Source organism: Nonomuraea sp. NPDC049784, from assembly GCF_040659615.1.
Taxonomy (GTDB): domain Bacteria; phylum Actinomycetota; class Actinomycetes; order Streptosporangiales; family Streptosporangiaceae; genus Nonomuraea.
In genome coordinates, this window is sequence record NZ_JBFAMX010000093.1 from 1 (window position 1) to 13227 (window position 13227).

General features: G+C 70.1%; 12 protein-coding genes. 10 read left to right on the forward strand and 2 right to left on the reverse strand.

Features of this window, described 5'->3' with window-relative positions; translation table 11 throughout:
• Positions 1–485: PfkB family carbohydrate kinase (locus AB0J09_RS20800; RefSeq protein ID WP_360693296.1), on the reverse strand; the 485-nt coding region annotated here is incomplete at its 3' end.
• 312 nt (positions 486–797) lie between these two features.
• On the opposite strand from AB0J09_RS20800, the gene AB0J09_RS20805 reads away from it, so the two are divergent.
• The 10 genes from AB0J09_RS20805 to AB0J09_RS20850 all read left to right on the forward strand — a co-directional run bounded on the left by AB0J09_RS20805 (position 798) and on the right by AB0J09_RS20850 (position 11776).
• Positions 798–2186: an extracellular solute-binding protein gene (locus tag AB0J09_RS20805; protein ID WP_360693231.1), complete on the forward strand. Its 1389-nt coding sequence runs from the start codon at positions 798–800 to the stop codon at positions 2184–2186.
• Positions 2161–3087 (forward strand): sugar ABC transporter permease, encoded by a 927-nt coding sequence (locus AB0J09_RS20810; RefSeq protein ID WP_360693234.1) that lies wholly within the window; start codon positions 2161–2163, stop codon positions 3085–3087. Before AB0J09_RS20805 ends, AB0J09_RS20810 begins: the two co-directional genes overlap by 26 nt.
• Positions 3084–3902, forward strand: coding sequence for a carbohydrate ABC transporter permease (locus AB0J09_RS20815; RefSeq protein WP_360693237.1), 819 nt, complete (start codon positions 3084–3086; stop codon positions 3900–3902). Before AB0J09_RS20810 ends, AB0J09_RS20815 begins: the two co-directional genes overlap by 4 nt.
• Positions 3902–4966, forward strand: a complete 1065-nt coding sequence (locus AB0J09_RS20820; RefSeq protein ID WP_360693240.1) for an ABC transporter ATP-binding protein — start codon at positions 3902–3904, stop codon at positions 4964–4966. The genes AB0J09_RS20815 and AB0J09_RS20820 overlap by 1 nt, the downstream gene beginning before the upstream one ends.
• Positions 4963–6141: a CehA/McbA family metallohydrolase gene (locus tag AB0J09_RS20825; RefSeq protein ID WP_360693243.1), complete on the forward strand. Its 1179-nt coding sequence runs from the start codon at positions 4963–4965 to the stop codon at positions 6139–6141. The genes AB0J09_RS20820 and AB0J09_RS20825 overlap by 4 nt, the downstream gene beginning before the upstream one ends.
• On the forward strand, positions 6132–7028 hold the full coding sequence (locus tag AB0J09_RS20830; RefSeq protein WP_360693246.1) for a TIM barrel protein: 897 nt from the start codon (positions 6132–6134) through the stop codon (positions 7026–7028). Before AB0J09_RS20825 ends, AB0J09_RS20830 begins: the two co-directional genes overlap by 10 nt.
• Positions 7025–8104, forward strand: coding sequence for a Gfo/Idh/MocA family oxidoreductase (locus AB0J09_RS20835; RefSeq protein ID WP_360693249.1), 1080 nt, complete (start codon positions 7025–7027; stop codon positions 8102–8104). The genes AB0J09_RS20830 and AB0J09_RS20835 overlap by 4 nt, the downstream gene beginning before the upstream one ends.
• Positions 8101–10833, forward strand: a complete 2733-nt coding sequence (locus tag AB0J09_RS20840) for a glycoside hydrolase family 38 C-terminal domain-containing protein (RefSeq protein ID WP_360693252.1) — start codon at positions 8101–8103, stop codon at positions 10831–10833. Before AB0J09_RS20835 ends, AB0J09_RS20840 begins: the two co-directional genes overlap by 4 nt.
• Positions 10834–11280: 447 nt before the next feature.
• Positions 11281–11406: a hypothetical protein gene (locus AB0J09_RS20845; protein ID WP_360693255.1), complete on the forward strand. Its 126-nt coding sequence runs from the start codon at positions 11281–11283 to the stop codon at positions 11404–11406.
• A 46-nt stretch (positions 11407–11452) separates the two neighbouring features.
• Complete coding sequence (locus tag AB0J09_RS20850) at positions 11453–11776, forward strand: hypothetical protein (RefSeq protein ID WP_360693257.1); 324 nt, start codon at positions 11453–11455, stop codon at positions 11774–11776.
• Here the strand turns inward: AB0J09_RS20850 and AB0J09_RS20855 are convergent.
• Positions 11696–13162 (reverse strand): PucR family transcriptional regulator ligand-binding domain-containing protein, encoded by a 1467-nt coding sequence (locus AB0J09_RS20855; protein WP_360693260.1) that lies wholly within the window; start codon positions 13160–13162, stop codon positions 11696–11698. The two genes, AB0J09_RS20850 and AB0J09_RS20855, sit on opposite strands and share 81 nt — an antisense overlap.
• Positions 13163–13227 lie beyond the last annotated feature (65 nt).

Here is a 13227-nt window from a genome sequence, read left to right on the forward strand (position 1 = left end):
CGTCGCAGGTCGCGGGCGCGGCCCGTCTCCCAGAACCGCAGGAGCATCCCGTGTCCCACCACATGCTGATGGCTCGCCCACGACGGATCGTCTTGGCTCGTGTCCGCGATCGCCTCGAGGTCCAGGTGGGACGGGGAGATCTGCAGGTCAGGCGGGTGCTCGCCGCGGTAGAAGTAGATCGGGAAGTGGTCTGGAGGGAAGATCTCGCAGAACGTGACGGGCGTCGGCGGGCCCTCGACGGTGCTCACGAAGGCGTCGTCCACGCCGAAGCCGCGGATCGCCCGCCGTACGAACTCTCCGAACGGATCCGCTCCCACACCGGTGATCACGGCAGAGCGCAGCCCGTGTCGCGCCGCGGCGACGGCCACGTTGGTCGGGCTGCCGCCGAGGAACTTGCCGAAGGTCTCGACGTCGGCCAGGCCGACGCCGGTCTGCAGCGGGTAGACGTCGACGCCGCAGCGGCCGATCGTGATCAGGTCGTACACGGTGGGCCGCGGCGGGCGGCCTTCCGCAGGTCGCGGATTCTGCACCAACGCACCTCCAGGGACGGAGCTTACCTTCGACACTATGGCATATTGTCATGACATACGGATGTCCACTATGTTGCCTAGTGTGCCCCGACCGAAACCATGCGACTCACATCGCATAGTGTCGGACTGTTAGCTCCCCCTTGTCCGGGCAAAAGATGCAGCATGCGGGCACATCCTCGAACTATGGCCAGGTCTTTACGTCATATGAATGTCATGACATATTGGCCGATGGCTTTACCTCCTTTACGGACATGTCGGAGGGTATGCATGGCATTGCGGAAACGATCGGTGGGTGTGGTCGCGGTCATCGCCGCGGCCGGTCTGGGGCTCGCCGCCTGCGGCCAGTCGTCCGGCGGAAGCGGTGACGCCATCGAGCTGACGATCACCCAGAACGCCATCGCGGGCGGGAAGAACGCCGCCGGAGCGAACTTCATCATGAACTGGGTCATCCCCAAGTTCGAGGCGGCCCAGAAGGCGAAGGGCAAGGACGTCAAGGTCAAGTTCGTCCCCAGCGGCGTCGACGACGAGCAGTACAAGACCAAGCTCTCCCTTGACCTCAAGTCAGGCAAGGGCGCGGACGTGATGGACATCGACGGCATCTGGGCCGGCGAGTTCGCCGAGGCCGGCTACATCAAGCCGCTGTCGGACCTGGTCGGCGCCGACGCCGACAACTGGGACGGCTGGGCGCAGATCCCCGAGGCCGTCCAGGGCGTGGCCACGTTCAACGGCAAGAAGTACGCCCTGCCCGTCGGCACCGACGGCCGGGTGCTCTACTTCAACAAGACCATCTTCCAGAAGGCCGGGCTCCCGGCCGACTGGCAGCCGAAGAGCTGGCAGGAGATCATCGACGCCGGCACGAAGCTGAAGACCGCGGGCGTGCCCGTGCCGATCCAGATCAACGCCGGCACCGCGATGGGCGAGGCCACCTCCATGCAGGGCGTGCTGCCGCTGCTCGCGGGCGCGGGCGGCGAGGTGCAGAAGGACGGCAAGTGGACCGGCGCCGCGCAGCCGATGAAGGACGCGCTCGCCTTCTACCAGAAGATCTACGGCGGCGGCCTCGGCGACCCCAAGCTCCAGCAGGAGGCCAAGGGCCGCGACAAGTCGTTCCAGCAGTTCGCCGAGGGCAAGATCGGCATCCTGATGGAGGGCGACTACTTCTGGCGCGGCGTCGTCAACCCCAAGGACGGCGTGGCCAAGATGCCCGACCGTGACCAGGTCGTCGGCTACGCCATGATCCCGGCGATGGAGCCCGGCAAGGGCATCCGCGGCCAGGACTTCGTCAGCATGTCCGGCGGCGCGCTGCGTACCGTGAACCCCAACAGCAAGCACCCGAAGGAGGCCTTCGAGCTGGCGGCCTTCACACTCTCGCCGGATGCGCTGAAGGAGGAGACCAAGGACGGCAACGTACGCATCACGCCGCGTACCGACGTCAACAAGGAGATCCTCGCGAACGAGCCGCTGCTCGCCTACATCTCGGAGAAGGTGCTGCCGCTGACGGCCTACCGGCCGCCGGTCGCCGTCTACCCGCAGGTGTCGGTGGCGCTCCAGGAGGCCACGGCCGCGGTAGTGGGCGGCACGGCGCCCGACCAGGCGGCGGCCGACTACCAGAAGAAGCTTGAGGGAATCGTCGGTGGCGCTGGCAACATCGCCTCCTGAGGTAACCGAGGCCGCCGAACCGGCCCGGTACAGCTCGGACGCGGCGGGCCTGGGCAGGCTGCGGGCAGGGGTCTTCGTGGCCCCCGCCCTGCTGCTCGTCGTGGTCTTCCTCGTCTTCCCGGCGCTCTGGGTGCTCTATCTCGGTCTCACGAACTACCGTCTGACCGGCGCCGCCGCCGCGGAGCCCCAGTTCGTCGGGCCTGCCAACCTCATCGACGCGGTGTCCAACCCGGAGTTCTGGAACTCCACCTGGCTGACCGTCGAGTTCGTGCTGGGCTCGGCCGTCATCGGGCAGGTCGGGCTCGGCTTCGCGATCGCCTGGCTGCTGCGCGACCGGCGCGGGCCGCTGAAGCGGCTGGTCGAGGGCCTGGTCATCCTGGCCTGGATCCTGCCGAGCGCGATCGTGTCCTTCCTGTGGGTGGCGCTGCTCGACCGCGACGCCGGCACGCTGAACGCGCTGCTCGGCATCCAGGGCTTCGGCTGGCTGCTCGACCACCCCATGCTGTCGATCATCGTGTTCAACACCTGGCGCGGCACCGCGTTCTCGATGATGTTGTACGGCGCCGCGCTCGGGAACGTGCCCCCGTCGCACCTGGAGAGCGCCCGCCTGGCCGGGGCCTCCGGCTGGCAGCAGCTCAGGGACGTGGTGTTCCCGCACATCAGAGGGCACATCCTGACCAACCTGCTGCTCATCAGCCTGTGGACGTTCAACGACTTCACCCCCTTCATGCTCACCGCGGGCGGCCCCGACGGTAAGTCCGAGGTGCTGGCCGTACACGTGTACAAGGTCGCGCTGCAGAGCGGCGAGCTGGGCTACGGCGCCGCGGTCTCCACGATCATCCTGCTCATCAACCTGGTCGTGGCGGTGTTCTACCTGCGGCTGCTCCGGAGCAAGAAATGACGCGTTTCGTGCTGGGCCGGATCGGCTTCTACACGCTGATCGCGGTGCTGCTGGCCTTCTTCACGATCCCGCTGCTGTGGCTGGTGACGGCGCCCTTCACGTCGGACCCGACGTACGAGGTCAAGGTGCCCGACTTCACCTTGGACAACTTCAAGGCGGTCGTCGAGCACCCGTACGCGCTGCCGTCCCTCTACAACTCGCTGGTGCTGGCCGTCGGCACGGCCGTCCTGGTGGTGATCCTGGCCGCGCTGGCCGCGTACGCGCTGAGCCGGGTGCGGCTGCCCGGCCGGGACGCGCTGCTCTACGCCCTGCTGCTCCTGTCGTCGATCATCACGGGGACGGCGGCCATGGTGCCGCTGTTCCAGCTCGCGGTGGAGCTGAACCTCATCGACTCGCAGCTCGGGCTGATCCTCATCCTGACCGGCGGGCTGCTGCCGGCCGCGATCTTCATGCTCAAGGACTTCATGGACTCGACGCCGAAGTCGTATGAGGAGTCGGCGCGGGTGTTCGGGGCCACGCCGTTGCAGATCGTGCGGCACGTGGTGGTGCCACTCGTACGCCCTGGGCTGGCGACGATCGCGGTCTGGGCCGTGGCCAACGTGTGGGGAAATTTCCTGATGCCGTACCTGTTGCTGAGCGACGTCGAGAAGCAGCCGGCCGCTGTGATCACGTACACGCTGTACACCGAGGGCGGCCAGGCCAACCTCAGCATGTTGTCCACGTTCGGCCTGCTCTACTCGATCCCCGTGGTCCTCATGTACCTGTTCGTCAGCAAGAAGTACGGCTTCCGCTTCCACGGAGGGATCAAGCGTTAATGGCCGGAATCGAACTACGCGGGCTGACCAAGGTCTACCCCGGCGGGGTGAAGGCGCTCGACTCACTCGACCTGGCCATCCCCGACGGCGAGTTCTTCGCCCTGCTCGGGCCCTCCGGCTGCGGCAAGACCACGCTGCTGCGCACGATCGCCGGGCTGGAGACCGCGACCGGCGGGGCCGTCGTCATCGGCGACAGGGACGTGACGAGCGTGCAACCGGGCGCCCGGGACGTCGCCATGGTCTTCCAGGACTACGCGCTCTTCCCGCACATGGACGTCACGGACAACATCGCCTACCCGCTGCGCATCAAGAAGGTCGCCAAGTCCGCGCGCCGCGACAAGGCCGCAGAGGTGGGCGCGCGGCTCGGCCTCGACCATCTCATGGACCGGCGTCCAGGCCAGCTCTCCGGCGGGCAGCAGCAGCGCGTGGCGCTGGCCAGGGTGATGGCCACGCAGGCGCAGGCGTTCCTCTTCGACGAGCCGCTGTCCAACCTGGACGCACGGCTGCGGCTCGAGGCCCGTACGTTCCTGAAGAAGCTCCAGCGCGAGCTGGGCGTCACCACCGTCTTCGTCACCCACGACCAGGCGGAGGCCCTGGCCATGGCCGACAGGATGGCCGTCATGGAGGCCGGGCACATCCGGCAGATCGGCACCCCGGCCGAGGTGTTCCAACGGCCCGCCAACACGTTCGTGGCCGGATTCATCGGCTCGACACCCATGAACCTGCTGGACGGCACCGTACGAGGTGACACGCTGGACGTGGCAGGGTGCAAGGTGGCGGTCCCGGCCTCGGCCGAAGGACGGCTGTCCGACGGGGAGAAGATCGTGTACGGCGTGCGGCCCGAATACCTGGCCTACTCGCCCGAGCCCGCGGAGGGCGCGCTGGGCGGCAAGGTGGCCATCGTGGAGAACCTCGGCGCGTCTCACCTGGTGACCCTCGACGTCAACGACGTGACCGTGCAGGCCGTCGTGCCCGAGGGCAGCGAACCCGCCATCGGCGACGACGGCTACGCGGTGCCCCGGCGCGACCGCGCCCTGGTCTACCGGGACGGAGAGCTGATTTGAGAGGTCACTGGAGCCTGGACGACCGGCTGGAGCGGATCCTGCGGGAGGTGCCGTTCGAGGTGCCCGCCGGGACCGCGGCCGTTTCCGTCCAGCTGTCGTACGACAGGTCGCAAGGGGTGATCGACCTCGGATGCGGCGCGCCGGACGGCTTTCGCGGCTGGTCCGGGGGCGCGCGTGACTCGTACACGATCACCCGGGACTGGGCCACCCCCGGCTACCTGCCGGGCGAGCCGGAGTCCGGGACGTGGCACGTGTGGCTGCGGCTGCACCGCATCCCGCCGCAGGGGCTCGACTACACGCTGGAGATCACCACGTCGGCCGTCGCCCCGGCTGAGCCGGTCGCCGAGGAGCCGCCGCACGGGGAGCGTCCGCCACGGCGGGACATCCCTTCCGTCGATGGCTTGCGGTGGTTCGCCGGGGACTTCCACGCCCACACCCTGCACAGCGACGGCAGCCTGACCATCGCCGAGCTGGCCGAGGCGGCTCACGCTCGCGGCCTCGACTTCCTGGCCGTCACCGACCACAACACCGTCAGCCACCACCCCTGGCTGGCCAAGATCGACCGTGACATCACGCTTATCCCGGGCCAGGAGGTCACCACCGACCGGGGCCACGCGAACGTGTTCGGCGACGTCGGCTGGGTCGACTTCAGGCAGCCGGCCGACTCCTGGGTCGAGCACGCCGAGCGCGAGGGCGGGCTGATCTCGATCAACCACCCGCTCGGCGGCGACTGCGCCTGGCTGCTGCCCATCACCCGCCGGCCCCGGGTCGCCGAGGTCTGGAGCTCCGGGTGGTGGGACCGCCGCTGGGGCGCGCCGCTGGCCTGGGCGGACGCCTGGCGCGACGACGTGATCGCGATCGGCGGCAGCGACTTCCACCGGGACGGCTCGGACGGCCTGCCGGGCGCGCCGACGACGTGGGTGCTGGCCGAGGACACGAGCACGGTGCTGGACGGCGTGCGCGCCGGCCGCACCGCCGTCTCCACGGGCCCCGACGGGCCGCTGCTGCTCAGGCTGGGCGACGAGCTGCTCGCCCTGGACGCCGACGGCCTGGTGCTGGTACGCCCCGACGGCACCCGCCAGGTCGTACGCGGCGAGCGCGCGTTGCTGCAGGCCATTGACGGACGACACCGCCTGGAAACTTACGAGAACGAGGTGATCGCACTGTGCGAGTAAAAGTCGCCAACGCGCCCGTGAGCTTCGGCGTGTTCGAGCTGGCCACCGCGCCGCCGCCCTTGAGCGCCGATGAGATGGTCCGCGCGCTGTCCGAGGCCGGCTATGAGGGCATCGACTCCGGGCCGATCGGTTACCTGGGCACCGGATCCGGGCTCGCCGACCGGCTGGCCGGAAACGGGCTGCTGCTCGCGGGCGGCTGGGTGGACCTGCGCTACAGCGACGCGGAGGCGTACGAGGCCGGACTGCCCGCGCTGGAGGCCGCGCTCGACGTGTTCGCCGCCGCGCCCCTGGCGCCGGAGGGGTTCGGGCCGCGGCCCACGCTGGCCTGCTCGGGGTCGCCGGAGCGGTTCGCGCGCCCCGGCGGGAGCGTTCCAGGATTGCCGTCGTCGGAGTGGGCGGCGTACGCCGCCCGCGTGCAGGAGGCGACCGATCGATGCCGCGAGCGCGGGTTGGAGCCCGCGTTCCACCACCACCTCGGCACCTACGTCGAGACCCCCGGCGACGTGGAGCGGCTGCTGGAGCTGACCGATGTGCAGCTCTGCCTCGACACCGGCCATCTGCTGCTGGCCGGGGGCGACCCGGTGACGGCGCTGCGCGACTGGGCGAGCCGGGTCGGGCACGTGCACATCAAGGACGGCGACACGAAGATCCTCGCCCAGGCCCTGGCCGACGGCGCCGACCTGCGCGAGCTCATGGGACGCGGCGGGTTCGCCCCGCTGGGCGAGGGCGAGCTGGACCTGCCTGCCGTCCTGCGCACCCTTGACGAGATCGACTACGCGGGGTGGATCGTCATCGAGCAGGACACCCTGCCCGGACGCCGCACCGTCGCCCAGAACATCGCCGACCAGGCGGCCAACCGCCAGAAGCTGAAGGACTTGGGAATTTGAGAATCGCGCTGGTGGGATGCGGCGCTGTCACGCAGGCGGTGTACGTGCCGCTGCTGTCGAGGCGGCGAGACCTGTTCGAGGTGGCCGCGGTCTGCGACCTGTCGCGGACGCTGGCCGACGCCGTCGGCGACCGGCTGGGCGCGGCCGGACGTTACACCACGGTGGAGGAGATGCTCTCCGCCGGGGGCTTCGACGCCGTGCTCGTCCTCGCGTCCGGCTCGCACGGGGAGACGGTGGGCCGGGCGCTGGCCGCCGGGTACGCCGTGCTGTGCGAGAAGCCGCTCGCGCTGACCAGGGCCGAGGTGGCGGCGCTGCCCGAGGGGCGGCTGATGGTGGGCTACATGAAGCAGTACGACCCGGCCGTGCGCAGGGCCGAGGAGCTGCTGGCCGAGCTGGGCGGGCCCGAGGTGATCAGGTCGGTCGAGGTGACCGTGCTGCATCCCAGCGGGGAGTCGCAGCTGGCCTTCGCCAACCTGACGCAGGCGCGGGACGTGGATCCCGGACTGCTCGGCTCGCTGCGTGCCGCCGAGCGCGGGCTGGTCTCGCAGGCGCTGGGGGAGTCGGCGCCGGAGTCGGTGCGGGGGTTGTACGGGGTGGCGCTCGGCTCGATATGCCATGATTTGTCGCTCTTGAGGCGCTTTACCGGCTCTCCTGCGGAAATTTCGTACGTTGAGACGTGGGGGCCCGCGCCCGGGTCCATCGAGATCAGCGGTCCCCTGCCGGTCCGGGGGCGGTTCGCGATCCGCTGGCACTACCTGGAGGACTACCCTGCCTACCGCGAGACCGTGGCCATCCACCACGACAAGGGCTCGCTGGAGCTGGTCTTCCCCTCGCCCTACCTGATGAACGCCCCCACGACCCTCACCGTGGTGTCCGGCGCCGAGAGCCGTACGGAGTACCGCGACGTCACCGAGGCATTCGAAGTACAACTGGCCGCCTTCCATGCTTTCGTGAACGATGGCAAGCCGCCGCTCACCGACGCGAGCGGCGGGCTGGAGGACATCGTGACGGCCCAGCGGATCGCCGCCCGCTACGCCGTACAGCATGATCTGCCCATTGGAGGGGAAGCAGCGTGAGCGCTGAGATCGTCGTCGTCCCGCACACGCACTGGGACAGGGAGTGGTACGAGCCGTTCCAGCGCTTCCGGCTGCGGCTGGTGGCACTGCTCGACGAGGTGCTCGATCAGATGGAGCGCGAGCCCGCCTACCACTTCACCCTCGACGGGCAGCTGGCCTGCGTGGATGACTACCTGGAGGTGCGGCCGGAGAACCGCGACCGCATCGCCGCGCTCGTCGAGTCGGGGCGGCTGGCGGTGGGCCCGTGGCAGATCCTGCTCGACGAGTTCCTGTGCTCGGGCGAGAACATCGTGCGCAACCTCGAGCTGGGCATGGCCCGGGCGGACAAGCTCGGCGGGGCGATGCCGGTCGGGTACCTGCCCGACATGTTCGGGCATACGGCGCAGATGCCGCAGATCCTGCGCAAGGCCGGCCTGCTGCACGCCTGCGTCTATCGCGGGGTGCCGTCCTCGGTCACCACCGACGCCTTCGCCTGGGTCGCGCCCGACGGGACGGCGCTGCGCACCCAGTACCTGCCCGCGGGCGGGTACGGCAACGGCGCGCACCTGTTCTCGGACCCGTCCGGCCTGGCCGAGCGGGCGGACGCGTTCGTGACGACCATGCGGGAGTGGCACGGGCCCAAGGGGCCGCTGCTGGCCATGTACGGCACCGACCACTCGGCGCCCGTACGCGGGCTCCCGCAGATGGTGGCCGCGATCGGCGCCCGGATGGACACCTTGTCCGGATACATCGGTGAGTATCCCGGCGATGTGGACGGGCTGCCGCGCGTGGCCGGCGAGCTGCGCTCCCACGCCAGGGCCAACATCCTGCCCGGCGTCATCTCGGTCCGCGCCCACGTCAAGCAGGCCATGGGCCGCGCCGAGCGCATGGTCGAGCGCTACGCCGAGCCCCTCGCCACCCTCTGGGGCGGGGAGTGGCCCGGCCGCTTCCTCGACATGGCGTGGTGGCGGCTGGTGGACGCCAGCGGGCACGACTCGGTGACCGGCTGCGGCGTGGACGACACCGCCCAGCAGGTGGCCGCGCGCATCGCGGAGGCCGAGCACCTCGGGCAGGCCGTGCGCGACATGGTGACCGCCCGCCTGGCCGAGTCGGTGCCCTCCGACGGGGCGCTCGTCGTCAACCCGACGCCCCGGGTGCGCAGCGGCGTGGTCATCGTGGACCTGGCCGGGACGGACCCGCTCGTGGACGCCTCCGGTGCGCCCGTGCCGTCGCAGACGCTGGAGTACGCGGGGACGCTGCTGCTCGACGAGGAGATGGACCCGGCACTCGCGCTGACCTTCATCCACGGCACCGAGCTCTACGGACAGCAGATCACGGGCTGGTCGATCGAGGGCGAGACGCTGACGTTCACGGTGGCGCGGGAGACGTCGCTGGCCTTCGACGCGGAGGACCTGCGCGGAGCGCTGGACGCGGTGACCCGCGTCCGCATCCTCGCCGAGCCGAGGCGCAAGGTCGCGGCCCTGGTCGAAGTCCCGCCGCTGGGCCACACGAGCCTGCGGCCCGCTCCGCACGATCAGGTGTACGGAAGGCCCGCACCCGACCGCCGGCCCATGGAGCACGACCCGTCCTGCTGGCTCGGCTCCGACTCGGCGACCCTGCCGGTGCGCGGGGACGAGCAGGTGCTGGACAACGGCCTGCTGCGGGTCACGATCGCCGACGACGGCACATTGACGCTGCTGAGCCGGGACGGCACCACGGTCACGGGCGCGGGCCGCATCGTGGACGGCGGCGACGTCGGCGACACCTACAACCACGCGCCCCCGCTCACGGACCTGATCGTCTCCCAGCCGATGTCCGTGGAGACGGAGCTGATCAGCTCGGGTCCGGTGGTGGCCCAGGTGGACGTACGGCGCACGTACCGGTGGCCGGAGTCCGGCGACGGCGTCGACGGCGCTCCCGAGCTCCCCGCCCCCTCCCGGAGTCTCCGTACCGAGGAGATCGTCGTCACCACCCGCGTCGAGCTGCGGGCCGGCGAGCCTTATGTGCGCCTGCACGTCGAGTTCGACAACCGGTGCGAGGACCATCGCGTACGCCTGCACGTGCCGCTGCCCGCTCCGGCGTCGCAGTCGCACGCCGAGGGCCAGTTCGCGGTCGTCACCCGCGGGCTGACCTCGGAGGGCGGCTGCGGCGAGACCCCGCTGCCCACCTTCCCCGCCTCGTCGTGGGTGGCCGCAGGGGGCGTGGCTGCGCTGCTCGAGCACGTGACGGAGTACGAACTGGTGGACGGCGAACTGGCCCTCACCCTGCTGCGCTCGGTCGGCTACCTCTCCCGCAACCGCAACGCCCTCCGCCCCGAACCTGCCGGTCCCCAGCTCCCGACCCCGGCCGCCCAGTCACGCGGGCTGCGCTCGGTGAGCCTGGCGCTGATGCCGTACCAGGACTCCTGGCAGGAGGCCGTGCCCCAGGCGGAGACCTTCCGCCACGACCTCCTCGTGGTCCCAGGCCAGGGCGACCGGGCGCTCCCGCTGCCTTCTCCCGCGTCCGGGCTGTCGGTGACGGGCGACGGGGTGGTGATGACCTCGCTCAGGATGCGCGACGACTGGCAGGAGCTGCGGGTGGTGGCGCAGACCCCCGACGCCACGGAAGCCGTCATTTCCGGCGCCTTCGGGCAAGCGCGGCGCGCGGATCTGCGCGGCCGTCCCGGTGAGTCCGTGCAGGTCAGCGATGGTGAGGTGCGGCTTCCCATGGAGCCGTGGGAAATCGCGACCATCCAAATTCGTCAACTCTGAGTAATGGATCGAACGCCAGTTGTAATGTTGCGGCATGGTCACGTCGCAACACGAGGGGATCACCAAAGTCACCGCCCTCGATTTCGGACATACCGCGCAGATGCTGCGGGCGCTGTTCGACCTGCCGATACCGGAATCGAGCGAGGCTCGGCTCGCCTCGCCCGACTTGTCGGACGCTAAGCCGGCTGTATGCCGAGCCGACGGCGCGCTGCTCTACGTCAAGGGGAAGGAGAAGCTCGGCGTCATCACGGAGACAGCTTGCCGGACAGTACGGGCACTACATAAACGTGTCGCTGACTGGCGTGGCACAGGAAGAATGGGGGAGACTCATGGCTATGCAGACCCATCCCTACCAGGGCGAGTACGCCGAGAGCCTGCTGGCTGAGGGCAGGGCGGAAGGCAGGGCGGAAGGCGAAGCCAAGCTTCCTTCTGCTGAAGCTGCTGGAGATGCGTGGCATCGCGGTGTCCGAGAAGGTCCGTGAGCGGATCGCGAGCTGTGAGGACACGGCCACTCTCGAAGCCTGGTTCCAGCGGGCGTTCACCGTCGAGTCTGCGGACGGACTCTTTGTCTGAACCGCCGACCACGGAGATCTCGCCACGCGAGTACTGGATGAGCCTCATGGCCCAAGAGAAATACGAGTACCAGCGCCTCTACATGCAAAAGCTGCGGGAGAAGGCCGGCACGGTGCTCCACATTCTTGAGACCAGCGGCTTGCCTGTGTCCAACGACATCCGCGAGCGAATTCTCGGCTGCCAGGACCCGATCATCCTGGACACCTGGCTCGTGGAGGCGTTCCACGTCGAGTCGGCGGAAGAGCTCTTCGGCCCCGGCCAAGTCTGGACGTACGGGCCAACTGGCCCGTCACGGCCCAAACCCCAGAAGCCCGAGCTGGCGGGCGGCGCGGATGGCCAGCCAGACCTCCGCGAACGCCGAGCTCGATGACAGGTCGCGTCCCGTGAGGGCGGCGAAGCGCCGCAGCCGGTAGGCCAGGGTGTTGGGGTGGATGTGGAGCGCCGCCGCCGCGTCGTCCGTGTGGCGGTTGCGCTCCATCCACACGCGTACGGACGCCAGCAGGCGCGAGTCGTGAGCCCTGTCGTAGGCCAGCACCTCGCCCAGCACGTGGTCCACCAGGGCCGCCAGCGTGGCCGGGTCGTCGGGCAGCCAGCGTCCCGTCGTGTCATCGCCGTAGTGCGCCAGCGGCTTGCCCGACTCCGCCGCGTGCGCGACCGCCCAGAGCGCCTCGCGCTGGACCAGCCGCATCGACTCGCCGGGCGGGAACGGGCGGCTCATGCCCGCGCGCACGCCCGGTATCGCAGTTATGGCGGAGCCGAGTTCCGGTGGACCCAGGAGGTAATGGTCGTCTCCTCTGCGCAGCATGAGGTGGGGGAGGTCGTCCAGGGCCCGGCGCAGGGCCTCGTCGGGAGCGCTCCGGACCACCAGCAGGACGGAGTCCTCCTCCAGCGGGAGGCCCAGCCTGGCGAGCCGGCGGCGGGCGGCCGGGGGGTCGAGCACGTCCTGTAGGAGCTCGGCCAGCGTCTCGGCGCCTTCCCTGCGCAGGGTCTCGTGCTCGTGCCTGGCCATCGCCACCTGGAGCGCGGCCACCGTCGCGATGTGCTGGACCACAGCCAGGCCCGCCGGGCGCGCGCCCTCCCGTTCGAAGGCGGCCAGGAAGCCCGCCGGGCCTCCGGGCGCGGACACCGGCAGGACGAAGCCGCCGGGGATCGTCGGAGGCGCGTCCGGCTCCGTGGGCAGGACGTCGAGCGTGGGCACGGGCACGCCGGGCAGCAGGGCGCGGCCCTGAGGCGTGCACATGTAGACGTCGTATCCGGACAGGCGCTCCAGGCGCTTGAACAGGGTCGCGTTGTCCAGGCCCTCCGAGGCGAGCCAGCGCAGCGCGCCGAACACCTGGAGCTGGGCGCCGAGGCGGTGGCTCGCGTCCTCCTGGAGAGCCGCCGCCACCTCCTGTGCGATCGCGATGAACGGCACCGCCAGGGGCACCTCCAGCACCGGCATGCCACGCGACTCCGCGGCCTCGAAGAACGCCGGGTGCAGCGGTGGCACGTGGAGCTGGGCCGAGAGCGCGAGGGCGGAGACCCCGGCGTCGTCCAGGCGTTCGAGGTAGCCGCGCTGGCGGGCGGCCGTACGCGGGACGCCGAGGCCCGTCGTCATGATGAGCTCGGCCCCGAGCAGCCACGGCGTCGGGTCGTCGAGCTCGCTCACATGCGCCCACGACACCGAACGCGACAGCCCGGCCTCGCCCGCCAGCAGGCGGAGCTGGAGGGCGGGGGAGCGGAGGAGGTCTTCGACGGTGAGCTTGTGGTCGGCCACAACACATACCGTAATACTTCGTGGAACCTACAATTGCCGCAGGTCGGACGCATGACGAACACTGG

What these genes read in the sequence shown, in the direction of transcription:
- AB0J09_RS20805 (WP_360693231.1), top strand. Translation starts at nt 798, where the DNA reads ATGGCATTGCGGAAACGATCGGTGGGTGTGGTCGCGGTCATCGCCGCG.
- AB0J09_RS20815 (WP_360693237.1), top strand. Translation starts at nt 3,084, where the DNA reads ATGACGCGTTTCGTGCTGGGCCGGATCGGCTTCTACACGCTGATCGCG.
- AB0J09_RS20820 (WP_360693240.1), top strand. Translation starts at nt 3,902, where the DNA reads ATGGCCGGAATCGAACTACGCGGGCTGACCAAGGTCTACCCCGGCGGG.
- AB0J09_RS20845 (WP_360693255.1), top strand. Translation starts at nt 11,281, where the DNA reads ATGCGTGGCATCGCGGTGTCCGAGAAGGTCCGTGAGCGGATCGCGAGC.
- AB0J09_RS20850 (WP_360693257.1), top strand. Translation starts at nt 11,453, where the DNA reads ATGGCCCAAGAGAAATACGAGTACCAGCGCCTCTACATGCAAAAGCTG.